This window comes from Pseudomonas sp. GW821-FHT09E04 (assembly GCF_059416185.1).
Window position 1 is genome coordinate 299,936 of sequence record NZ_JBWKOR010000005.1, and the last position, 22,922, is coordinate 322,857.

The 22,922-nt window shown below is 63.1% G+C and carries 25 protein-coding genes; 20 read left to right on the top strand and 5 right to left on the bottom strand.

All coding sequences use genetic code 11. The annotated features are described in order from the left end of the window. Positions 1-5 precede the first annotated feature (5 nt). The 18 genes from AC07N4_RS20110 to AC07N4_RS20195 are packed head-to-tail and all read left to right on the top strand — an operon-like array spanning position 6 to position 16,683. Positions 6-260, top strand: coding sequence for an acyl carrier protein (locus tag AC07N4_RS20110; RefSeq protein ID WP_007909503.1), 255 nt, complete (start codon positions 6-8; stop codon positions 258-260). After that, positions 257-802 (top strand): COG4648 family protein, encoded by a 546-nt coding sequence (locus AC07N4_RS20115; RefSeq protein ID WP_096819894.1) that lies wholly within the window; start codon positions 257-259, stop codon positions 800-802. Before AC07N4_RS20110 ends, AC07N4_RS20115 begins: the two co-directional genes overlap by 4 nt. Continuing rightward, positions 799-2,478 carry an ApeI family dehydratase gene (locus AC07N4_RS20120; RefSeq protein WP_493065840.1) on the top strand — a complete coding sequence of 560 codons (1,680 nt, stop codon included), beginning with the start codon at positions 799-801 and terminating at the stop codon, positions 2,476-2,478. Before AC07N4_RS20115 ends, AC07N4_RS20120 begins: the two co-directional genes overlap by 4 nt. Beyond that, on the top strand, positions 2,471-3,205 hold the full coding sequence (locus AC07N4_RS20125; RefSeq protein WP_096819896.1) for a glycosyltransferase family 2 protein: 735 nt from the start codon (positions 2,471-2,473) through the stop codon (positions 3,203-3,205). Before AC07N4_RS20120 ends, AC07N4_RS20125 begins: the two co-directional genes overlap by 8 nt. Next, complete coding sequence (locus tag AC07N4_RS20130; RefSeq protein WP_102620185.1) at positions 3,202-4,149, top strand: lysophospholipid acyltransferase family protein; 948 nt, start codon at positions 3,202-3,204, stop codon at positions 4,147-4,149. Before AC07N4_RS20125 ends, AC07N4_RS20130 begins: the two co-directional genes overlap by 4 nt. Further along, positions 4,130-5,674 carry an aromatic amino acid ammonia-lyase gene (locus AC07N4_RS20135; protein WP_273535850.1) on the top strand — a complete coding sequence of 515 codons (1,545 nt, stop codon included), beginning with the start codon at positions 4,130-4,132 and terminating at the stop codon, positions 5,672-5,674. Before AC07N4_RS20130 ends, AC07N4_RS20135 begins: the two co-directional genes overlap by 20 nt. Then, positions 5,667-6,092, top strand: a complete 426-nt coding sequence (locus AC07N4_RS20140; protein WP_011332100.1) for an acyl-CoA thioesterase — start codon at positions 5,667-5,669, stop codon at positions 6,090-6,092. Before AC07N4_RS20135 ends, AC07N4_RS20140 begins: the two co-directional genes overlap by 8 nt. Next, a complete protein-coding gene (locus AC07N4_RS20145; RefSeq protein WP_273535853.1) occupies positions 6,089-6,691 on the top strand; it encodes an outer membrane lipoprotein carrier protein LolA in 603 nt (200 codons plus the stop codon). The genes AC07N4_RS20140 and AC07N4_RS20145 overlap by 4 nt, the downstream gene beginning before the upstream one ends. After that, positions 6,675-9,014 (top strand): MMPL family transporter, encoded by a 2,340-nt coding sequence (locus AC07N4_RS20150; protein WP_493065841.1) that lies wholly within the window; start codon positions 6,675-6,677, stop codon positions 9,012-9,014. Before AC07N4_RS20145 ends, AC07N4_RS20150 begins: the two co-directional genes overlap by 17 nt. After that, positions 9,011-10,171 carry a cation:proton antiporter gene (locus AC07N4_RS20155; protein WP_493065842.1) on the top strand — a complete coding sequence of 387 codons (1,161 nt, stop codon included), beginning with the start codon at positions 9,011-9,013 and terminating at the stop codon, positions 10,169-10,171. The genes AC07N4_RS20150 and AC07N4_RS20155 overlap by 4 nt, the downstream gene beginning before the upstream one ends. After that, complete coding sequence (locus AC07N4_RS20160; RefSeq protein ID WP_493065843.1) at positions 10,158-11,405, top strand: NAD(P)/FAD-dependent oxidoreductase; 1,248 nt, start codon at positions 10,158-10,160, stop codon at positions 11,403-11,405. Before AC07N4_RS20155 ends, AC07N4_RS20160 begins: the two co-directional genes overlap by 14 nt. Then, on the top strand, positions 11,402-12,127 hold the full coding sequence (locus AC07N4_RS20165; protein ID WP_493065844.1) for a class I SAM-dependent methyltransferase: 726 nt from the start codon (positions 11,402-11,404) through the stop codon (positions 12,125-12,127). The genes AC07N4_RS20160 and AC07N4_RS20165 overlap by 4 nt, the downstream gene beginning before the upstream one ends. Then, positions 12,127-12,609 (top strand): hypothetical protein, encoded by a 483-nt coding sequence (locus tag AC07N4_RS20170; protein WP_096819905.1) that lies wholly within the window; start codon positions 12,127-12,129, stop codon positions 12,607-12,609. Before AC07N4_RS20165 ends, AC07N4_RS20170 begins: the two co-directional genes overlap by 1 nt. Beyond that, entirely contained in the window at positions 12,606-13,802 is a 1,197-nt protein-coding gene (locus AC07N4_RS20175) for a beta-ketoacyl-[acyl-carrier-protein] synthase family protein (protein ID WP_493065845.1), read from the top strand. The genes AC07N4_RS20170 and AC07N4_RS20175 overlap by 4 nt, the downstream gene beginning before the upstream one ends. Next, a complete protein-coding gene (locus tag AC07N4_RS20180; protein WP_085732583.1) occupies positions 13,799-14,263 on the top strand; it encodes a hotdog family protein in 465 nt (154 codons plus the stop codon). The genes AC07N4_RS20175 and AC07N4_RS20180 overlap by 4 nt, the downstream gene beginning before the upstream one ends. Next, positions 14,256-14,984, top strand: coding sequence for a 3-oxoacyl-ACP reductase FabG (gene fabG / locus AC07N4_RS20185; RefSeq protein WP_192559579.1), 729 nt, complete (start codon positions 14,256-14,258; stop codon positions 14,982-14,984). The genes AC07N4_RS20180 and fabG overlap by 8 nt, the downstream gene beginning before the upstream one ends. Beyond that, the gene (locus AC07N4_RS20190) at positions 14,984-16,219 is read left to right on the top strand and encodes a beta-ketoacyl-ACP synthase (protein ID WP_493065846.1); all 1,236 of its coding nucleotides are present in this window, start codon (positions 14,984-14,986) and stop codon (positions 16,217-16,219) included. Before fabG ends, AC07N4_RS20190 begins: the two co-directional genes overlap by 1 nt. A gap of 20 nt (positions 16,220-16,239) precedes the next feature. Further along, positions 16,240-16,683, top strand: coding sequence for an excinuclease (locus tag AC07N4_RS20195; RefSeq protein WP_192559577.1), 444 nt, complete (start codon positions 16,240-16,242; stop codon positions 16,681-16,683). Positions 16,684-16,731: 48 nt separating this feature from the next. On the opposite strand, the gene AC07N4_RS20200 is transcribed toward AC07N4_RS20195, so the two are convergent. Together AC07N4_RS20200 and AC07N4_RS20205 are read right to left on the bottom strand one after the other, a co-directional pair. Beyond that, positions 16,732-17,019: an addiction module antidote protein gene (locus AC07N4_RS20200; protein WP_011332089.1), complete on the bottom strand. Its 288-nt coding sequence runs from the start codon at positions 17,017-17,019 to the stop codon at positions 16,732-16,734. Then, the gene (locus tag AC07N4_RS20205) at positions 17,016-17,321 is read right to left on the bottom strand and encodes a type II toxin-antitoxin system RelE/ParE family toxin (protein WP_102620197.1); all 306 of its coding nucleotides are present in this window, start codon (positions 17,319-17,321) and stop codon (positions 17,016-17,018) included. The genes AC07N4_RS20200 and AC07N4_RS20205 overlap by 4 nt, the downstream gene beginning before the upstream one ends. Positions 17,322-17,439: 118 nt before the next feature. On the opposite strand from AC07N4_RS20205, the gene AC07N4_RS20210 reads away from it, so the two are divergent. Continuing rightward, on the top strand, positions 17,440-17,877 hold the full coding sequence (locus tag AC07N4_RS20210) for an excinuclease (protein ID WP_096819910.1): 438 nt from the start codon (positions 17,440-17,442) through the stop codon (positions 17,875-17,877). Here AC07N4_RS20210 and AC07N4_RS20215 read toward each other — a convergent pair whose 3' ends face one another. Further along, positions 17,878-18,774: a LysR family transcriptional regulator gene (locus AC07N4_RS20215; protein ID WP_039766450.1), complete on the bottom strand. Its 897-nt coding sequence runs from the start codon at positions 18,772-18,774 to the stop codon at positions 17,878-17,880. 117 nt (positions 18,775-18,891) lie between these two features. Here AC07N4_RS20215 and AC07N4_RS20220 point away from each other — a divergent pair, with 117 nt between their 5' ends. Next, the gene (locus AC07N4_RS20220) at positions 18,892-20,166 is read left to right on the top strand and encodes an MFS transporter (RefSeq protein WP_096819912.1); all 1,275 of its coding nucleotides are present in this window, start codon (positions 18,892-18,894) and stop codon (positions 20,164-20,166) included. A 56-nt stretch (positions 20,167-20,222) separates the two neighbouring features. On the opposite strand, the gene hemE is transcribed toward AC07N4_RS20220, so the two are convergent. Both hemE and AC07N4_RS20230 read right to left on the bottom strand, forming a co-directional pair. Continuing rightward, on the bottom strand, positions 20,223-21,290 hold the full coding sequence (gene hemE, locus AC07N4_RS20225) for a uroporphyrinogen decarboxylase (RefSeq protein WP_007952372.1): 1,068 nt from the start codon (positions 21,288-21,290) through the stop codon (positions 20,223-20,225). 190 nt (positions 21,291-21,480) lie between these two features. After that, a complete protein-coding gene (locus AC07N4_RS20230) occupies positions 21,481-22,899 on the bottom strand; it encodes an FAD-dependent oxidoreductase (RefSeq protein ID WP_007909438.1) in 1,419 nt (472 codons plus the stop codon). Between the last annotated feature and the right edge of the window lie 23 nt (positions 22,900-22,922).

Sequence of the window (22,922 nt, forward strand, 5' to 3'; positions counted from 1 at the left end):
GGACCATGCAAACTCGTGACGACATTTTCAACACCCTGCGCGATGCCCTGGTCGAGCTGTTCGAACTGGACCCGGCCCGTGTGAGCCTGGAATCGAACCTGTATCAGGACCTGGAAATCGACAGCATCGACGCGGTCGACCTGATCGACCACATCAAGCGTCAGACCGGCAAGAAAATCGCCGCCGAGGAATTCAAGTCGGTGCGCACCGTCGGCGACGTGGTCGAGGCGGTCTACCGTCTGGTTCAACCGGCCGCATGAGCCGATTGATCGGCCTCGGCCTGCTGCTGGCGGGCCTGTTGTACCCCTTTGCGGTGTATTTCGGCATGGAGCACTTTGCGCCGTGGCAGTTCGGCCTGCTGCTGGGCAGCCTGTGGCTGGCCCGTGCGCTGACCGGCGAGCGCAAGCCCGGCAGCCTGTGGATGGCCTGCGTGGCGATCGTGTTCTGCCTGCTGCTGGCGCTGTTCGACAGCCCGCTGTTACTGCGCTGGTACCCGGTGCTGATCAGCGGCTTCATGTTGATGCTGTTCAGCCTGAGCCTGAAATACGGCCCGCCGATGGTCGAGCGCCTGGCGCGCTTGCGTGAACCGCAGCTGCCACCCGAAGCGATCCGCTACACCCGCCAGGTCACCGTGGCCTGGAGCGTGTTCTTTTTCTGTAACGGCTTGTGCGCGGCCCTGCTGACCCTTTGGGCGCCGCTGCACTGGTGGATGTTGTACACCGGCCTGATCTCCTACGGATTGATCGGCCTGATGTTTGCCATTGAATGGCTGATACGACAACGGGTAAGAGGTCGCCCATGAACTGGATAAAACTTGAGCAACTGTTGCTCAAGGATCTGCCGCAGCGCGCCATCACCGTCGCGCCGGCACTCGATCACGCACACCTGCGCGAACAGGCCCTGAGCCTGGCTGCGGGCCTGCAAGCCAAAGGTGTGCAGCGAATGGCCGTGCACCTGGAAGATGCCGCAGAACTGGCCGTCGCCCTGCTCGGTGCCTGGCGCGCCGGCGTCAGCGTATTGCTGCCTTCGGATCTGCAAGCACAGACCCGCCAGCGCTGGTCGCATGAAGTCGACCTGTGGCTGACCGATCACGCGGACGACGCGCACCTGAGCGATTGGCAGCACACCGCACTGACCGGCGCCGAACTAGATCTCGACCAGTGCCGCCTGAGCCTGTGCACCTCCGGCTCCAGCGGCGAACCCAAGCGCATCGACAAATCCCTGCGGCAACTGGCCAACGAAGTCGAAGCCCTCGAGCAACTGTGGGGCGCGGATCTCGGTGAGGCCTGCATCATCGGCAGCGTCGCCACCCAACACATTTACGGTCTGCTGTTCCGTGTGCTGTGGCCGCTGTGTGCCGGACGCCCGTTTCTGCGCAAGCAACTGGCCTTTCCCGAAGACATGCAGCGCGCCAGTCGCGAGCACCCGGCCTTCGCCTGGGTCGCCAGCCCGGCGTTGCTCAAGCGCATGGGCGACAACCTCGACTGGCCGGCCCTGAGCGCCGTGCGTCGGGTGTTTTCCTCCGGTGGTGCGTTGCCGGCGGATGCCGCGCAAAGCCTGCACCAGCGTTTGCAACAGTGGCCGACGGAAATCCTCGGCAGCTCGGAGACCGGCGGTATCGCCTGGCGTCAGGGCGAGTCGCTGTGGCAGCCGTTCACCGGGGTCGAGCTGAGCCAGGACGGCGACGGCGCGTTGCTGATCGCCTCACCGTATTTGCCCTCAGGACATGTCGAACACACCGCCGATGCCGCGCGCATCGAGGCCGATGGTCGTTTCGAACTGCTCGGGCGGCTGGACCGGATCGTCAAACTGGAAGAAAAGCGTATCTCCCTGCCAATGCTGGAACAGGCCTTGGTCGCCCACGACTGGGTCGCCGAAGCGCGACTCGGTGTGGTGCAGGAAAACCGTGCGTCTCTCGGTGCCTTGCTGGTGCTCAGCGAATCCGGTCTGTTTGCCCTGCGCGAACACGGCCGGCGCAGCCTCACCGAAACCCTGCGCCGTCACCTCGGCGAGCATTGCGAAGCCCTCGCCCTGCCTCGGCGCTGGCGCTTGCTGCGACAACTGCCGCTGAACACTCAAGGCAAGTTGCCTCAGGCTGACGTCGAAGCCTTGCTGCTGGCACCGCGTCCGAAGGCACCGGAAGTTCTGGAGCAGACCGAAACCGAGGGCGAATGGAGCCTGCAACTGAGCGTGCCGCCGGATCTTGCCTACTTCAGCGGTCACTTCCCCAAGGCCCCGGTATTGCCCGGTGTGGTGCAGGTCGAATGGGCGTTGAACCTCGGTCGGCACCTGTTGAACCTGTCCGGTGCATTCGCCGGCATGGAAGTGCTGAAGTTCCAGCAGCTGGTGCGCCCCGGCGATGAAATCCAGTTGCACCTGCGCTTCGACGCCGAACGCGGCAAGCTGTATTTCGCCTATCGCAACGACACCGCGACCTGCTCCAGCGGCCGGATTCTGCTGGGGGCTGGCGATGCATAACCCTTGCGCGGTCATCCCGGTCTACAACCACGAAACCGCGATCACCACGGTGGTCGAGGCCCTGCTCGCCCAAGGCTTGCCGTGCATTCTGGTGGACGACGCCAGCAGCAAATCCTGCGCAGCCGTGCTGGATGTTCTGGCCGAACGCGAGCGGGTGTATCTGGTGCGACTCACCACCAATCAGGGCAAGGGCGGTGCGGTGATGACCGGACTGCGTGAAGCCGCGCGACTGGGTTTCACTCATGCCTTGCAGGTCGATGCCGACGGTCAGCACGACTTGCAGGACGTCAGCCGCTTCGTCGAAGAATCCCGCGCCCATCCGCGTGCGCTGATCTGCGGTTATCCGCTCTACGACGCCAGCGTGCCCAAGGGGCGCCTGTACGCCCGTTACCTCACGCACGTGATGGTGTGGATCAACAGCCTGTCGCTGCAGATCCGCGATTCGATGTGTGGTTTCCGTGTCTATCCGCTGGAGCCGACACTGGCACTGATCGACTCGGCACGGATCGGCAAGCGCATGGATTTCGACTCGGACATCCTCGTGCGCCTGTCATGGCGCAACCAGCCGATGCGCTGGCTGCAAACCAGCGTGCACTACCCGCTGGACGGCGTGTCGCACTTTCGGATGTTCCACGACAACGTGTTGATTTCGAGCATGCACACGCGCCTGTTCTTCGGCATGTTGCTGCGCTCGCCCGCGATCCTCTGGCGACGGTGGCGCGCATGACGGTCGAGACCGACAAGAAGCACTGGGCCGACCGCGAAGAGCGCGGCAGCTTTCTGCTGATGAAATTCACCGCGTTCGCCGCCAAGGTTCTTGGCCGACGCCTGCTGAGCCCGTTGCTGTACGGCATCGTCCTGTACTTTTTCCTGTTCGGCCGCACAGCCCGGCGCAGTGCCTGGCAGTATCAGCAACGCCTCGCCGACTGGAGCGGCCGCCACGAATTGCGCCCAAGCCTGTGGCGGGTGTTCGGCCAGTTCATGGCGTTCGCCGATTCGCTCCTCGACAAGCTCGACGTGTGGAACCGCAAGCTGCGCATCGAGCAGATCGAAATCATCGACCCGGCGCTGTTGCGCGATCAGTTGCGCGGCAGTCGCGGGCAAATGCTGGTGGGCGCGCATCTGGGCAACCTCGAAGTGTGCCGGGCGCTGGCGGAGATCGGCGAAAAGGTCACCATGAACGTTCTGGTGCACACCAAGCACGCCGAACAATTCAATCGCTTGCTGGGCGAGGCCGGGGCGACCAATCTGCGACTGATCCAGGTCAGCGAGCTGGACCCGGTGATCATGCTGCAACTGCACGAACGCCTGGAACGCGGCGAATGGCTGGCGATTGCCGGCGACCGTGTACCGCTGCACGGCGGGCGCAGCGTAACCGTGGACTTCCTCGGCCATCCGGCGCGATTTCCGCAAGGCCCGTGGCTGCTGGCCGGCTTGCTGAAATGCCCAGTCAATCTGCTGATGTGCCTCAAGCAACCTGACGGACACTATCGCCTGACCCTCGAACCGTTCGCCGATGCGGTGACGTGGACACGCCGCGATCGCGAACAGGTCATTCATCAGTGGGCGACCCGCTATGCCGAACGCCTGAGTCACTATTGCCTCGAAGCCCCCAAGCAATGGTTCAACTTTTACCCTTTCTGGAAGACCGATGACGACGCCAACCCATGAGCCGGTAACCTTCGGCGAACGCCCTTTGCGCATCGAAGACGTGCTGGCCCTGGCCAACCGTCAGGCACCCGTGCAGTTGCAGAGCGACGCCGACTACCGCGAACGCATCGCCAAAGGCGCGCGGTTCCTCGATTCGCTGCTGGACAAGGAAGGCGTGATCTACGGCGTGACCACCGGTTACGGCGACTCCTGCGTGGTCGCGGTGCCGCTGCATCACGTCGAGGCGCTGCCGCGTCATCTCTACACCTTCCACGGTTGCGGACTGGGCAAACTGCTCGACGCCCAGGCCACCCGCGCGGTGCTGGCGGCGCGTTTGCAGTCGCTGTGCCACGGCGTGTCCGGGGTGCGCATCGAGCTGCTGGAACGTCTGCATGCCTTCCTCGAACACGACATCCTGCCGCTGATCCCCGAAGAAGGTTCGGTGGGTGCCAGCGGCGATCTGACGCCGCTGTCCTACGTCGCCGCGACCCTGTCCGGCGAGCGCGAAGTGATGTTCCTTGGCGAACGCCGCCAGTCCGCCGATGTGCATCGCGAACTCGGCTGGACGCCGCTGGTGCTGCGCCCGAAAGAAGCGCTGGCACTGATGAACGGCACCGCCGTGATGACCGGCCTCGCCTGCCTGGCCTACGCCCGCGCCGATTACCTGCTGCAACTGGCCACCCGCATCACCGCGTTGAACGTGGTGGCGCTGCAAGGCAATCCGGAGCACTTCGACGAGCGCCTGTTCGCCGCCAAGCCGCATCCGGGTCAGATGCAAGTTGCCGCGTGGCTGCGCAAGGATCTGGCGATCGACGCGCCGACCGCGCCGCTGCACCGCTTGCAGGATCGCTACTCGCTGCGCTGCGCTCCGCACGTGCTCGGCGTATTGGCCGACAGCCTGAACTGGCTGCGTTCGTTCATCGAGACCGAACTCAACAGCGCCAACGACAACCCGATCATCGACGCCGAAGCCGAGCGCGTGCTGCACGGCGGGCATTTCTATGGCGGGCATATCGCCTTCGCCATGGACAGCCTGAAAAACCTCGTGGCCAACGTCGCCGACCTGCTCGACCGACAACTCGCGCTGCTGGTGGACGAGCGTTACAACCACGGTTTGCCGAGCAACCTGTCCGGCGCCAGCGCGGATCGGGCGATGCTCAACCACGGCTTCAAGGCTGTGCAGATCGGCGCCAGCGCCTGGACTGCCGAAGCCTTGAAAAACACCATGCCGGCCAGCGTCTTCTCGCGCTCCACCGAATGCCACAACCAGGACAAGGTGAGCATGGGCACCATCGCCGCCCGCGACGCCATTCGCGTGCTGGAGCTGACCGAACAGGTCGCCGCCGCCACGCTGCTCGCGGCCAATCAGGGCGTGTGGCTGCGCAGCCGTGATGAGGACGCGCGACCACTGCCGCCGTCGCTGGCCGCCATGCACGAGCAACTGGCCCAGGACTTCCCGCCGGTGATCGAAGACCGCGCTCTGGAAGGCGAACTGCGCCTGTGCCTGCAACGCATCGCCGAGCAACACTGGAGGCTGCATGCGTAGCGCCGGAGTGCTTCACGCCGATACGGAAATCCTCGTGCCGTTCTTTGACGTCGACACCATGCACGTCGTCTGGCACGGCCATTACGTGAAATACCTGGAAGTGGCGCGCTGCGCGTTGCTCGACAAGATCGGCCACAACTACAACCAGATGGTCGACTCGGGCTACGCCTGGCCGGTGATCGACCTGCAATTGCGCTACGTGCGCGGCGCGGTGTTCGGTCAGCGGCTGAACGTGCGCGCCAGCCTGGTGGAATGGGAAAACCGCCTGAAGATTCACTACCTGATCACCGACGCCCAGACCGGCGAACGCCTGACCCGTGCAAGTTCGGTGCAGGTCGCCGTCGAGGTGAGCAGCCGCGAGATGCAACTGGCGTCGCCGAAAGTCTTCACCGATGCCGTGGAAAGGATGCTGCGATGAATGTGTTTGTGAAATCCCTCGGAGCCTTGGCGCTGCTGGGTCTGTCGACGCTGGCCAACGCCTTCGACCTGCAACAGTTGAGCGATCAACTGGCGAAACCGGACGTGATCCACGGCCAGTTCATCCAGGAAAAGCACCTGCGCGCCCTGCCACAGCCGCTGATCAGCAAGGGCAGCTTTGTCCTCGCCAAAAACCACGGCCTGCTCTGGCTGCTGAAGACCCCGCTGCAGCAGGACTACCGCATCAGCGCCAAAGGCATTGCCCGTCGTGACCTCAACGGTTGGCAACTGTTGCCCGGCAAGAGCGCCGGTGCCGAACAGAACCGTCTGTTCCTTGCCGTCCTGCAAGGCGACAGCAGCGGTCTGCAACGGGATTTCGAACTGGCCCTGAACGGCGACGCGCAGAAATGGCAACTGACGCTCACCCCGCGTTCGGTGCTGCTCAAGCAAGTGTTCAACCAGATCAACATCACCGGCGGCACACTGGTGAGTACCATCGAACTGCTGGAAACCCAGGGCGACAGCACTGTGCTGCGCATGCAGGACAGTACCGCCGGCCAACCGTTGAGCGACGCGGAGCAACATGACTTTGCCGAGTGAACGCAGGCTGCCCTGGCTGTTCCTGATCCTGCTGCTGGCCGTCGTCGCACTGGGCGCCTGGCAGTGGCGCAACGGCGCACCGCTGTCGGCGAACCTGATGGAGCTGGTGCCCGGCACCCACCCGGACGCCGTCGAACAGCGCGCCGAACAACGCATGCAGGAACCGCTCAATCGGGAAATGCTGGTGCTGGTCGGGCACACCGATCGCCAGCAAGCCGTGGCCATGGCCCAGACTTTGGGCGAGCAATGGCAGGCCAGCGGACTGTTCGAAAAAGTGCAGTGGAACCTGCAGGCCGATCTGCCCGCATTGCGCACGCAATTGCTGCAAGGGCGACTGGCGATGCTCTCGGCCGATGATCGACAGTTGCTGATCGAACACCCGGACGCCTTCATCCAGCAACGGGTGCAGGCGCTGTTCGATCCGTTCACCGGTTTCAGTCTGGTGCCGAGCCAGGACGACTGGCTGGGCCTGACCGGACGCATCCAGAACAACCAGCCGCAGCACGGCGCGGTACAACTGGACATCGGCAGCGGCGCGCTGATTGCCGATGCCGACGGCAAGAGCTGGGTACTGTTGCGCGCGCGCACCACCGGCAACGCCTTCGACATGAACCTGCCGCTGCAAGTCGCCGCGCTGCTGCAACACAGCCGCGAGCAAGCGGCGAAATCCGATGTGCAACTGCTGGCCGCCAGCGGATTGCTCTACGCGGCCAATGGTCAGCAACAAGCGACCCGGGAAATTTCCTGGGTCGGCGGCGGCGCCACCCTCGGCATTCTTTTGTTGCTGCTACTCGCCTTCCGCCGCTGGCGAGTCTTGCTGGCGTTCATTCCGGTGCTGGTGGGCATGCTGTTCGGCGCGGTGGCTTGCGTGGCGTTGTTCGGGCACCTGCATGTCATGACGCTGGTGCTCGGTTCGAGCCTGATCGGCGTGGCAGTGGATTACCCGCTGCACTATCTGTCCAAGAGCTGGAGCCTCAAACCGTGGCGCAGCTGGCCGGCCTTGCGCCTGACCGTGTCGGGCCTGACCCTGAGCCTGATCACCAGCGCCATCGGCTATCTGGCGCTGGCCTGGACACCGTTCCCGGCCCTGACCCAGATCGCCGTGTTCTCCGCTGCTGGCCTGCTCGGCGCTTACCTGTCCGCGGTGTGCCTGCTGCCGGCGCTGTTGAGCAACGTCGAGTTGCGCCCGGCGCAGTGGCCGCTGCGTCTGGCCGAGCGCATGGTCAGTCTTCGGGAAACGCTGCTGGAACACGTGCGCACACCGATTCTGGCGGCACTGCTGATCGCGTTCTGCGCCGGCGGCCTGGTGCAACTGCAAAGCAAAAACGATATCCGCCAATGGGTCGGCGCGCCGCAGCACCTGACCGATGAGGCGCAGACCATCGCCCGCATCACCGGTTATCAGCCGACCAGCCAGTTCTTCCTTGTGCGCGCAGAAAACCAGGAGCAACTGCTGGAGCGCCAGGCGGCCCTCAGCGAACGACTGGATCAACTGGTCAACCTCGACAAGTTGCAGGGTTATCTGGCCCTCAACCAATTGGTCAGCCCGCCGAGCCAGCAACAGCAGGTTCGCGAAGCGCTGAACAAGTTGCCGCAATTCTGGCAGCCGCTGCTTGAAGTCGGCGTACCGCTGGCAGCCCTGCAAACCGAACTGATGCAATTGCAGGCCCTGCCCGCTGAAGACATCGACGCCGCACTCGTCGGCCCGCTCGGCGAGCCCTACCGCACCTTGTGGCTCGGTCCAACCGAAGAAGGCGTGGCGGCGATGGTCAGCCTGCAAGGCCTGAACAACCCGGCGCTGCTGCGGGTACAGGCACTGGATTTGCCCGGCGTGGAACTGGTGGATCGCCTCGGTGACCTGAACCGGGTGTTTGCCGAAACCCAGATCAGCGCCGCCGAACTGAAACTCGCCTCCTGCGTGCTGATCGTGCTGGTGCTGATCCTGCCGTTCGGTCTCGGTGGCGCGTTGCGCATCGTTTCCCTGCCACTGCTCGCGGCGCTGTGCAGCCTGGCCAGCCTCGGCTGGCTCGGTCAGCCGTTGACCCTGTTCAGCCTGTTCGGTCTGTTGCTGGTGACGGCGATCAGTGTCGATTACGCGATTCTCATGCGCGAGCAGGTCGGCGGCGCGGCGGTCAGCCTGCTTGGCACTTTGCTGGCGGCGCTGACGACCTGGCTGTCGTTCGGCCTGCTGGCAGTGTCGAGTACGCCGGCGGTGAGCAACTTCGGGTTGTCGGTGAGCCTCGGGCTGGCCTTCAGTTTCATGCTGGCGCCGTGGGCCGGGCGTCATGCTCACGCTGCGACAGTCGCGGAGCCGGCAGCATGATGGTCGCTGCCTTCTGGGTCATGGCCCTGGCGTTGTTCGCCGTGGCCACCCGTGTCGGTCGATATTTCGGATTGATTCCGATCGTCAGCCAGTTGCTGCTGGCCAGTTTCGTGCTGCCGCTGTTGATGTACGTCTGGATCGAACCGGGCTGGCAGCTCAGCGGTGCCGAACTGATCGCGCCGGCCTGGCTGAAGAACCTCTACAGCCTGAGTTTTGCGCTGTTGCTCGGGCACATTCTCAGCGACGTGATCGACCTGCACCTGGATCGTCAGAGCGTGAAAATTGCCCTGCCGAGTTTTGCCGTGCCGTTCGCCTGCGGGTTGGCGACGGCGTACTGGCTGCTGCCGGCGCAACCGTGGATCAACTCGCTGGCCATCGGTCTGGTGTTCGCCATCACCGCGATCCCGGTGCTGTACCTGTACCTGCGCCATATCGACTATCCGCCCGCCGCCACCCGGCGTCTGGTGCAGACTGCGATCCTGATCGACCTGACTTGCTGGACCCTGTTCGGCCTCGCCCAGGGCAGTCTGCACCTGAGCAGCCTGTTGCTGCCGCTGGGGCTGGCCTGCGTGCCATTGCTGTTGCGTGTGTTCGGCATCCGCCGGCCACTGACTTACAGTCTGGGTTTCTTTGCGCTGTTGGTGCTGGCCGAACACTACAAGCTCAATGCGCTGATTTTCGGCATCGGCTATCTGCTGTGCATGGCCGCGCTGAAGGTGCCGTTGGTGCTGCCTCTGCCGGCACGCTGGATGAACCGTTTGCAGACGTGGATTGCGATTCCGCTGATCCTCACCTTCGGCATCGTGCAGATCGATGTGCACAGCGCCCTCGCCAGCCTCGGCGCTGTGCAATGGATGGCGCTGCTGCTGTTGCCGATTGCCAGCAAACTGCTGGGCAACTGGTTGGGCCTCGGCTGGGCCGGCGCATCGTTCGAAGGCGCCAGCCGCTGGCGCGAAAGCGTGCTGCTGAACATTCGCGGCTTGAGCGAAATCGTCTTTCTCAACTTGCTGTTGCAACAACAACTCATCAGCCCGGCGCTGTACTTTGCGCTGATGCTGATGGGCCTGATCGCGACGCTGCTGCCGGCCTTCATCGGCCTGCACCGGGCGTCACTGAACCCTATTGCCGTACCCAGGAGCTCGCGTGCCAATCGTTGAAATGGAATCCCGTCAGGTCGTGATCATCGGCGCCGGCCCCTCCGGCGCCATTGCCGCCGCGTTGCTCAAGCGCAAGGGCCACGACGTGCTGGTCATCGAGCGCCAGCATTTCCCGCGGTTTTCCATCGGCGAAAGCCTGCTCAGCCATTGCCTGGATTTCGTCGAAGAAGCGGGGATGCTCGAAGCGGTGAACGCGGCCGGATTCCAGCGCAAGACCGGCGCGGCATTCGCCTGGGGCGAGCGCTACAGCGCGTTTGATTTCGGCGATACGTTCAGCGGCGGCAAACCGACTACCTTCCAGGTACAACGCGCCGACTTCGACAAACTGCTGGCCGATCAAGCGGCGTTGCAAGGCGTGGAAATCCGTTATGGCGACGCCATTGTCAGCGTCGACTTCGAGCGTCCGCATCCACAACTCGATGTGCGTCGCGAAGACGGCAGCGAGTACCGTGTCGAGGCCGGTTTCGTCCTCGATGCCAGCGGCTACGGCCGCGTGCTGTCACGCCTGCTGGATCTGGAAGCTCCATCGAATTTCCCGGTGCGCCAGGCCGTGTTCACCCACGTCGAAGATCACATCGACCACCCGGCCTTCGACCGCGAAAAAATCCTCATCACCACTCATCCGCAGCACCGCGACATCTGGTTCTGGACGATCCCGTTCAGCAACGGTCGCTGCTCGATCGGCGTGGTCGCGGCAGCCGAACATTTCGCAGGGCGCGATGCCGACCTCGACGCCTGCCTGCGCGGTTTCATCGCCGAAACCCCGAGCCTGGCCAAGGTTCTGAACAACGCCGTGTGGGATACCCCGGCGCGTACCCTCGGCGGTTATGCGGCCAACGTCAAAACCCTGCACGGCCCGGGTTTTGCCCTGCTGGGCAACGCGGCGGAGTTTCTCGACCCGGTGTTCTCCTCGGGCGTGACCATCGCCATGCGCTCGGCAAGCATGGCCGCCGGCGTGCTGCACCGGCAGTTGCAGGGCGAAACCGTGGATTGGCAAAGCGAGTTCGCCGAACCGCTCAAGCGCGGCGTCGATACCTTCCGCTGCTATGTCGAGGGCTGGTACGCCGGCACCTTCCAGGACGTGATTTTCCACGAGCAAGGCTCCCCCGAAATCCGTCGCATGATCTGCTCGATCCTCGCCGGCTACGCCTGGGACGAACGCAACCCGTTCGTCAGCGAAGCGCGCCGCCGGCTGAAGACGATTTCCGAACTCTGTGCAAGGGACGACACATGAATTACTTGAGCGACAGCTACGTCGAGGAAACCCGTTTCGGCTTCTGGTTCCTGCGCAGCCACACCTGGCAGCACCATGTGCTGCGCGTGGCGATCAATGATTTGCGCGGCTTGTTCAGCGAACCGCTGCCGGCCAACCCGGTGCTGCTGGATGCAGGCTGCGGCCAGGGCAAATCCTTCGGCCATCTGCGCCAGACCTTCGCGCCACAGCGTTTGATCGGCGTCGATGCCGACCCGCACAGCCTGGAATTGAGCGCTGAGGAAGCGGCGCGCCAGGGCTTCGCCGTCGAGCTGATCGGCAGCGACTGCGCGACACTGAATGTCCCGGATGCGAGCGTCGATCTGCTGTTCTGTCACCAGACCTTCCACCATCTGGTGGAGCAGGAAAAAGCCCTGGCCGAGTTCTACCGGGTGCTCAAGCCGGGCGGTTATCTGCTGTTCGCCGAGTCCACCGAGGCTTACATTGATACATGGGTCATCCGTTGGTTGTTCCGCCATCCGATGCACGTGCAAAAGAGTGCGGCGCAGTATCTGGAGATGATTCGCCAGCAGGGATTCGAGTTCGCCGAGCGGAATGTTTCCTACCCGTACCTGTGGTGGAGCCGCTCAAAGGATTTTGGTCTGCTGGAACGTTTTGGCCTGCGCAAACCGAAGCCGTTTGGCCAGCGTGAAGAAACCCTGGTCAACGTCGTGGCGCGCAAACCGCTGGAAGAGACCGTCTGATGCTGCGTGTTCTGCTGCTCGCCTGCGTCCTGCTGCTGACCGCTTGCGCCAGCCAGGCGCCGCTGCCTGTGGATAACCCTACGCTGCCCTTGCCGCTGCAATTGCACATCGAGCGCCAGCAAGCCGAACAGCGTCAGGACTGGTTGCTGGTGATCCAGCGCGAGGGCCCGGGCATTCGCTGGTCGATGATGGATCCGCTGGGCATCCCCCAGGCCCGTCAGCAACTGATCGACGGACGCTGGCAGGCTGACGGCCTGCTGCCGCCGAATCCGGAAGCCCGGGAGTTGTTCGCCGCGCTACTGTTCGCCCTGACACCGTCCGGCGAACTGTCGCGCAATTACCCCACCGCGCAGCAACACGGCGGGCAACGTTCCTTGCCGGCGCGTTGGGACATCCGTTACGCACAACCGTTGAGCTTCGAATTGAACCTGCCCCAAGGCCCGCAGTATCGGGTTTCTCCTTTAGGTGAATCGACGCCATGACCGCCTACCTCAACGCCCTCGGCGTGATCTGCGCCCTGGGCCGTGACAAGCAACAGATCGCACGCAACCTGTTCGCCGGCGATTGCTCGGGCATGCGCCACGAGTCGGGCTGGGTGCCGGAACGCGAGTTGCCGGTGGCCGCAGTGCACGGTGACCTGGCGCCTGTTCCGCCGCAGATGGCGGCGCACAAGAGCCGCAACAATCAGTTGCTGCTGGAAGCCGCGTTGCAGATTCGCGACGACATCGACGCCGCCATTCAGACCTATGGCCCCGACCGCGTCAGCGTGGTGCTCGGCACCAGCACTTCGGGCATCGACGAGGCCAGCCAGGGTCTGGCGCATTACATTCGCGAACAACAGTTCCCGGCCGATTACGACTATCGGCAACAGGAACTCGGCGCCCCGGCGACGTTCCTCGCCGACTGGCTGCAACTGAGCGGCCCGACCTACGTGATTTCCACCGCGTGCACCTCCAGCGCCCGGGCCTTGATGAGCGCCCGGCGTCTGCTGGATCTGGGGCTGTGCGACGCGGTGCTGTGCGGCGGTGTCGACAGCCTGTGCAAACTGACCCTCAACGGTTTCTCGTCGCTGGAAGCGGTGTCCGGGGAGCGCTGCAACCCGTTCTCGGCCAACCGCAACGGCATCAACATCGGCGAGGCCGCAGTGCTGTTCGTGATGAGCAAACAGCGCGGCGACGGCCCGGCCATTGCCCTGCTGGGCGCTGGCGCCAGCTCCGATGCGCACCATATTTCCGCGCCGGAGCCGTCCGGCCGTGGCGCGTTGCAAGCCATGCAACAGGCGCTGGACCGCGCGCAGCTGCAAGCCACGCAAATCAGTTATCTGAACCTGCACGGCACCGCCACCCAGCACAACGACGCGATGGAAAGCCTGGCCGTTTCCACCCTGTTCCCGCAGGGCGTGGCCTGTTCCTCGACCAAGCCGATGACCGGCCACACCCTCGGTGCTGCCGGCGCACTGGAAGCCGCGTTCTGCTGGCTGAGCCTGAGCGCCGACAACCCCGACCACGCCTTGCCGCCGCACGTCTGGGACGGCCAGGCCGATCCGGACCTGCCAGCGCTGAAGTGGGTGACCGCGAGCGAGCGCCTGGCGTCCATTGCACCCCGCTACCTGATGAGCAACTCGTTTGCCTTCGGTGGCAATAACGTCAGCCTGATTATCGGAGACGCCCCATGAATGACTGGCCGCTCGCCGAACTGCTGCCCCACGCTGGCGACATGATTCTGATCGACCGGATCCTCAGCTTCGACGACGAGCAGATCCACACCACCCTGACGGTCAAACCCGATGGTTTGTTCAACCTGCCCGACGGCAGCCTGCCGGCGTGGGTCGGCGTCGAGTTGATGGCACAGAGCGTCGCTGCATTCGCTGGCTGCCATGCACGGCAGAAGGGCAATGCGGTGGAGCTGGGCTTTCTGCTCGGCACCCGCAAGTTCGAATGCAATGTCGAGGCGTTTCCGGTCGGTTGTGAACTGACTATCCATGGCATCCGCTCGCTGGAAGACGACAACGGCATGGGCGTGTTCGAATGCCACATCAATGCGCCCGGCATCGAAGCCAGCGCCCGGCTGAACGTGTTCCGCCCGCCGCACGCGGCGCAATATCTTGAACAATTGAAGGAGTCGAACGATGACTGAATTCGTACTGGTCACCGGCTCCAGTCGCGGTATCGGCCGCGCGATTGCCCTGCGTCTGGCCCAGGCTGGCCACGATATCGTCCTGCATTGCCGCAGCGGCGTGGCCGAGGCGCAAGCGGTGAAATCCGAAGTCGAAGCGCTCGGTCGCCATGCGCGCATCCTGCAATTCGACGTCGCCGACCGCGAAACCTGCAAAGCCATCCTCGAAGCCGATGTCGAAGCCCACGGCGCCTATTACGGCGTGGTGCTCAATGCCGGGCTGACCCGCGATGGCGCGTTTCCGGCCCTCAGCGATGACGACTGGGACGTGGTGCTGCGCACCAACCTCGACGGCTTCTACAACGTCCTGCACCCGGTGATGATGCCGATGATCCGCCGCCGCGCCGCCGGTCGCATCGTTTGTATCACCTCGGTCTCGGGGCTGATCGGCAACCGTGGCCAGGTCAACTACAGCGCCTCGAAAGCGGGTGTGATCGGTGCCGCAAAGGCGTTGGCGATCGAACTGGCCAAGCGCAAAATCACGGTGAACTGTGTTGCTCCCGGCCTGATCGATACGGCCATGCTCGATGAAAACGTGCCGGTGGAAGAACTGATGAAAATGATCCCGGCACAACGCATGGGCACGCCGGAAGAAGTGGCCGGTGCGGTGAATTTCCTGATGTCGGCGGAAGCGTCGTACATCACCCGCCAGGTGCTGGCAGTCAACGGAGGCTTGTGCTGATGAAGCGCGTTGTCGTCACCGGCATGGCCGGCATCACCTCGCTGGGCAGCGACTGGGACACCATCGCCGGCAACTTCGCCGCCAACCGCAGCGGTATCCGCCGGATGGACGAGTGGGATCGTTTCAGCGAACTCAACACCCGACTGGCCGGGCCCATCGACGATTTTCTGGTGCCGGCGCACTGGACCCGCAAACAACTGCGCAGCATGGGCCGGGTCTCGCGGCTGGCGGTCGGCGCGGCTGAAAAAGCCTTGGCCGATGCCGGCCTGCTCGGCGACGAATCGATCAAGGACGGCCGTATGGGCGTGGCCTGTGGCTCGTCCACCGGCAGCACCGACGAGATCAAGGCGTTCGGCAACATGCTGCTGAATTCGGTGGCCGAAGGCCTCAACGCCAACTCCTACGTGCGGATGATGCCGCACACCACGGCGGCGAACATCAGCATCTTCTTCGGCCTCACCGGTCGCCTGATCCCGACGTCCAGCGCCTGCACCAGTGGCAGCCAGGGCGTCGGTTATGCCTACGAGGCGATCAAATTCGGTCGTTTGCCGCTGATGCTCGCCGGTGGCGCCGAAGAACTCTGCCCGACCGAAGCCATGGTGTTCGACGCGTTGTACGCCACCAGTTTGAAAAACGATGCGCCGCAAACTTCGCCACGTCCGTATGACAAGGGCCGCGACGGTCTGGTGATCGGCGAAGGCGGCGGCATGCTGGTGCTTGAAGAACTGGAACACGCCCTGGCTCGCGGTGCGCGCATTCACGCCGAAATCGTCGGTTTCGGCAGCAACGCCGACGGCCAGCACACCACTCGTCCCGAGCAAGTCACCATGCGTCGTGCGATGGAGCTGGCACTGGAAGACGCGGGCCTGACGCCTGACGCCATCGGTTACGTGAACGGTCACGGCACGGCCACCGAGCAGGGCGACATCGCCGAAACCCTGGCCACCAGCAGCCTGTTCGGCGAGCGCATGCCGATCAGCTCGCAGAAGAGCTTCCTCGGCCACACCCTGGGTGCCTGCGGTGCGCTGGAGTCCTGGTTCAGCATCGAAATGCTCAACCGCGACTTGTACGTGCACACGCTCAACCTCGACGAAGTCGACCCGCACTGCGGCAAGCTCGATTACCTGCGCGGCGAATTCCGCCAGATGCACCACGACTACGTGATGAACAACAACTTCGCGTTTGGCGGGGTCAACACCTCGCTGATCTTCCGCCGCTGGACGCAACCGAATTAATTCAGGTCAAGGAGACCTCCATGCGTTTGAACAAACTCGCGGCCGCCACCCTGCTGCTCTGCGCCTTGCCCGCCGTCAGCCAGGCCCGTGACACAGCGGTGTACCTGCCGTTCGACAAGGCGGTCGCCGAGGCAACCCGCACCGGCAAGATCGACGGCAGCGTGAAGTTCTATCTGGCGGGCAACGCCCCGGCCGGCAAAGTCACCGTGGTCAGCAGCGGCGCGGTGACCAACAAGAAGACCAACGCCTTCAACAAGTCCGATGAAGTGGCCTGCGAATGGGTCGTGCAATCGGCGATCATCAGCCTGCACCAGGCCGCGAAAAACGCCGGCGCCAACGCCGTGACCAACATCGTCAGCTTCTACAAGAGCAACGAGCGCAAGGATGCGAAGAACTACGAGTGCCACGCGGGCGCGATCATGGCCGGCGTTGCGTTGAAGGGTGATCTGGCGACGGTTCAGTAACCGCCGGAAACGACAAAGGGCGCCTTTCGGCGCCCTTTTCAGTTCAGATCATGTGCTGGCATGCAACTTCAGCCCCAGCGCCTTCATGACTTTGAGGATCGTCCCAAACTCAGGATTTACCTCGCCTGACAGTGCGCGATAAAGACTTTCCCTTGATAGCCCAGCATCGCGCGCAACCTGCGTCATGCCACGCGCCCGAGCGATAGTGCCAAGTGCCTTGGCAATAAAAGCCGGGTCGTCACCCGCCTCTTCCATACAGGCGTCCAGATAGTTGGCCATGTCCTCTTCTGTCTTGAGGTACTCGGCTGAGTCCCAACGAGTGAATTGTTCGGTCATGGGTTTTGCTCCTGCCAGGATTCCGCTATGAGCCTGGCTTGCTTGATGTCTCGAGATTGACTGCTCTTGTCTCCACCACAAAGGAGGATGACCAGCTGACGACCTTGCTGCATGAAATAGACCCGATATCCCGGGCCATAGTCAATTCGGGCTTCGCTGATCCCTTCGCCAATGGCTTTGACATCACCGAAATTCCCATCAGCCATGCGATCAATTCGCACCTGAATACGCATCCTGGCGCGACTATCAGCCAGCTTCACAAGCCAGCTCGAGAATGTGGAGCTTCGAAGTATCTCAGTCATGGCTGCAAGTGTAGCCGTTGAGCTACACGCACTCTACATGGACTTCTCTCTGTCCGATATACGGCGTCTACACTCGTCATACCCGTAATTTGCTGCGCGTTACGTCAAGGAGATGACCATGCAAGCGAAAGCCCTGATCGCCGCCGCCCTTTTCAGCCTGCTCCCCAGTGCCAGCCATGCCACCAACCTGATGTACATGCCGTTCGAAACCGTGCTGTCGGATGCGATTCGCGCCGGGCGGCTGGATGGCAGTGTGAAGTTTTACCTGATCGGCAATGGACCACTGGGGACTCAACGGATGTTGCAGCGCGGGGTCGTCAGCGATCTGAAGACCAACGGTTTCAACAAGAGCGATCACGATTCCTGCGAGTGGGTTCTGCAGTCGAACCTGATTGCGCTGCAGGCCCAGGCCAAGCGCGTCGGAGCCAACGCGGTGACCAATATCGTCAGCTACTACGACCAGCATGTGCGCAAGGATCTGAACACTTACGAATGTCGGGCCGGGGTGTTCGTGACGCGGGTGGCGTTGAAGGGTGATCTGGTGCGACTGCCCTGATCAACCGGCTTCGACCTTGCGCGTGAGCAGCTCGACGAACGCCTTGGCCATCGGCGATTTCTGATCCTTGCGCTGCACCAGCCACACCGCCGTCACCGCTTCGGGATCGAGCAACGGCCGATAGACCACGCCGTCGATGCGCATCCGCTGATACGAGGCCGGCATGACCGACACGCCCAGGCCCGCCGCCACCAGGCCGATGATCGTCATCGCCTCCCCCGCTTCCTGTGCAAAGTGCGGGCTGAAACCGGCGTCACGGGCCAGGCTGATCAATTGGGAATACAAACCGCTGCCGTAGCTGCGCGGGAAGAACACGAACGGTTCTAGGGCCAGCGCCGAGAGGAACAGCCCCTCTTCAGAGCCCTGCGCCAGCGGATGTTTGGAACTAAGCACGGCCACCAATGGCTCGCGCATCAGTTCGACCACGCTCAGCGAATCCGGCAGGCCCAGGGGGCGCATGATGCCGACCTCGATCGATTCGTCCACCAATGCGTCGGCCACCATGGTGCTGCTCATCTCCCGCAGGTTCAGGTGCACGGCCGGGAAGCGCTGACGGAAGGAAAAAATCGCCTGGGGAATGGTCGAGTTGAACGGCGCCGACGAGGTGAAGCCGATCTTCAACTCGCCGAGCTCACCCAATTGCGCGCGCCGCGCCACGTCCGCCGCTTTATCGACCTGAGCAAGCACCAACCGCGCCTCTTCCAGAAACAGTCGTCCGGCCTCGCTGAGCTCGACCCGACGATTGGTACGCTCGAACAGCCGTGCGCCGACTTCCTGCTCCAGCGCCTGAATCTGCTGGCTCAGCGGTGGCTGGGAGATGCCCAGCACCTGTGCGGCGCGGCCGAAGTGCAGTTCTTCGGCGACGGCGATGAAGTAGCGCAAGTGACGCAATTCCATGGAAGCCCCATTAGGTCGTTAAAGCTATCAAACAGGTCGAACAATATATTGGATAGAAACATTAGCCAGCTATATGATTTTTTCATTGCCTGCCTGCCGCGCCCTCCGAGGTCTGATGTGAAAACCGCCGTCGCTCCACTGGCCCATGAAGTCCCGCCCGCTGCGGCGGACGATGTGCTGACCGAACTGCAAGAGATCTACATCGAGAAAGGCACGCCCGCGTTCATGCGCACGGTGCTCGCGCTGTTCAGCGGCGGCTTCGCGACGTTTGCCCTGCTGTACTGCGTGCAGCCGATGATGCCGCTGCTGTCCCAGGAATATTCGATCAACGCGGCGCAGAGCAGCCTGATCCTGTCGGTGGCCACCGGCATGTTGGCCTTCGGTCTGCTGATCACCGGGCCGATTTCCGATCGGGTCGGGCGCAAACCGGTGATGGTCGCCGCTCTGTTTGCCGCAGCCCTTTGCACCATCGCCAGTTCGATGATGCCGAGCTGGCACGGCGTGCTGATCATGCGGGCGCTGATCGGGTTGTCGTTGAGCGGTCTGGCGGCGGTTGCAATGACTTACCTCAGCGAGGAAATCCATCCGCAGCACATCGGTCTGGCGATGGGCCTGTACATCGGCGGCAACGCGATTGGCGGGATGAGCGGGCGCTTGATCACCGGCGTACTGATCGACTTCGTCAGCTGGCACACAGCGATGCTGGTGATCGGCGGCCTCGCGCTGATTGCGGCAGCGGTGTTCTGGAAGATCCTGCCGGAGTCGCGCAACTTCCGCTCCCGCTCGCTGCATCCGCGCAGCCTGCTCGACGGCTTCACCATGCACTTTCGCGATGCCGGCCTGCCGCTGCTGTTCCTTGAGGCGTTCGTGCTGATGGGCGCGTTCGTCACGTTGTTCAACTACATCGGCTACCGCCTGCTGGCCGAGCCGTATCACCTGGATCAGGTGTTTGTGGGGTTGTTGTCGGTGGTCTATCTGTCAGGTATCTACAGTTCGGCGAAAATCGGCTCGCTGGCCGACAAACTGGGCCGCCGCAAAGTCCTGTGGGCAACCATCGCCCTGATGTTCGCCGGCCTCGCCCTGACGATGTTTACACCGCTGCCTCTGGTGATCATCGGCATGCTGATCTTCACCTTCGGCTTCTTCGCCGCACACTCGGTGGCCAGCAGCTGGATCGGCCGTCGGGCGCTCAAGGCCAAGGGCCAGGCGTCGTCGTTGTACCTGTTCAGCTATTACGCCGGGTCGAGCATCGCCGGGACGGCGGGCGGAGTGTTCTGGCACATGGCGGGATGGAACGGGATAGGCCTGTTCATTGGCGCATTGTTGCTGGTGGCGCTGTTGGTGGCGTTGAAGCTGGCGAAGTTGCCACCGCTGGGCGGCGTCAAAGCCTGATTCACGCCCATAAAAAAACGCCCGGCATAAGCCGGGCGTTTTTTATTGAGGCACGATCACTCGTGGTACTGCGCCGACAACTCGTGCACCGCGCGCAGGAACGCGCCAGCGTGTTCCGGATCGACTTCAGGCGTGATGCCGTGGCCGAGGTTGAACACGTGGCCGCTACCCTTGCCGTAGCTGGCGAGGATGCGCCCGACTTCGGTGCGGATCGCTTCCGGCTTGGCGTACAGCACGGTCGGGTCCATGTTGCCTTGCAGTGCGACCTTGTCGCCAACGCGGGCGCGGGCGTTGCCGATGTCGCAGGTCCAGTCCAGGCCCAGTGCGTCGGCGCCAGCGTCGGCGATGCTTTCCAGCCACAGGCCGCCGTTCTTGGTGAACAGGATCACCGGCACCTTGCGACCGTCGTGCTCGCGGATCAGGCCGCTGACGATTTTCTTCATGTAGGCCAGGGAGAATTCCTGATACGCCGCCGCCGACAGGTTGCCGCCCCAGGTATCGAAGATCTGCACCGCTTGCGCACCGGCCTGGATCTGGCCGTTCAGGTACGAGGTCACCGACTGCGCCAGCTTGTCCAGCAACAGGTGCATGGCTTGCGGGTTGTCGTAGAGCATCGCCTTGGTCTTGCGGAAGTCTTTCGACGAGCCGCCTTCGACCATGTAAGTGGCGAGGGTCCATGGGCTGCCGGAGAAACCGATCAGCGGCACGCGGCCGTTCAGTTCGCGGCGGATGGTGCTGACCGCGTCCATCACGTACCCAAGGTCTTTGTGCGGATCCGGGATCGGCAGGGCTTCGATGTCGGCCAGGGTGCTGACGACTTTCTTGAAGCGCGGACCTTCACCGGTCTCGAAGTACAGGCCCTGGCCCATGGCATCGGGAATGGTGAGGATGTCGGAGAACAGGATCGCCGCGTCCAGTTGCGGATAGCGGTCGAGAGGTTGCAGCGTGACTTCGCAGGCGAATTCCGGATTCATGCACAGGCTCATGAAATCACCGGCCTGGGCGCGGCTGGCGCGGTATTCCGGCAGGTAGCGGCCGGCCTGGCGCATCATCCACACAGGGGTGACGTCTACGGGTTGCTTGAGCAGGGCGCGGAGGAAACGGTCGTTCTTCAGGGCAGTCATGTCGGCATCCGGAAAAAAAGTGCGGGCATTTTCTCAGAGCGCGACGCAAAAGGCACGGTTGCAGGTCAGCCTTTTGTCTATCGGGTCAATTTGTCGCAATGATTTCGTGGATTTCAGCAACACCCTGAAAACAATGTGGGAGCTGGCAAGCCAGCTCCCACAGGTATTGCGGTGCAGTTTCGAACCGGGTTTAGACGCCCAGGTAATCCAGGATCCCTTCCGCCGCATTGCGACCTTCGAAGATCGCCGTCACCACCAGGTCGGAACCGCGCACCATGTCGCCACCGGCGAAAATTTTCGGGTTGCTGGTCTGGTGCTTGTATTGACCTTGCTCAGGCGCAACGACGCGGCCCTGGCTGTCGGTCTGGATCTCGAACTGCTCGAACCACGGCGCCGGGCTCGGACGGAAACCGAATGCGATGACCACGGCGTCGGCCGGGATGATCTCTTCGGAACCCGGGATCGGTTCTGGGCTGCGACGGCCACGGGCGTCCGGCTCGCCGAGACGGGTCTCGACCACTTTCACGCCTTCGACCTTGTCTTCGCCGACGATGGCGATCGGCTGGCGGTTGTAGAGGAATTTCACGCCTTCTTCCTTGGCGTTCTTCACCTCTTTGCGCGAGCCCGGCATGTTCGCTTCGTCACGACGATAAGCACAGGTCACCGACTTGGCGCCCTGGCGGATCGACGTGCGGTTGCAGTCCATCGCCGTGTCGCCACCGCCCAGAACCACAACCTTCTTGCCTTTCATGTCGACGAAATCTTCCGGCGACTTTTCAAAGCCCAGATTGCGATTGACGTTGGCAATCAGGAAATCCAGCGCGTCATAAACGCCCGGCAGATCCTCACCGGCAAAACCGCCCTTCATGTAGGTGTAGGTGCCCATGCCCATGAACACGGCATCGTATTCGGCGAGCAGTTGCTCCATGGTCACGTCCTTGCCGACCTCGGTGTTGAGGCGGAACTCGATGCCCATGCCGGTGAAGACTTCGCGACGATTGCTCAGCACGGTCTTCTCAAGCTTGAACTCGGGGATGCCGAAGGTCAGCAGACCGCCGATTTCCGGGTTCTTGTCGAACACCACCGGAGTCACGCCGCCGCGCACCAGCACGTCGGCACAACCGAGGCCCGCCGGGCCTGCACCGATGATCGCGACACGCTTGCCGGTCGGTTTGACCTTGGACATGTCCGGGCGCCAGCCCATGGCGAACGCGGTGTCGGTGATGTACTTCTCGACCGAACCGATGGTCACCGCGCCGAAGCCGTCGTTGAGGGTGCAGGCACCCTCGCACAGACGATCCTGCGGGCACACCCGGCCGCAGACTTCCGGCAGGGTGTTGGTCTGGTGCGACAGCTCGGCGGCCTGAAGGATGTTGCCCTCGGCCACCAGTTTCAGCCAGTTCGGAATGAAGTTGTGCACCGGGCACTTCCATTCGCAATACGGGTTGCCGCAACCCAGGCAGCGGTGGGCCTGGTCGGCCGACTGCTGGGGTTTGAACGGTTCGTAGATTTCCACGAACTCTTTCTTGCGTTGACGCAACAGTTTCTTCTTCGGATCTTTGCGCCCGACGTCGATGAACTGGAAGTCGTTATTCAGACGTTCAGCCATTGTTAAAACCTCATCAAACTCTT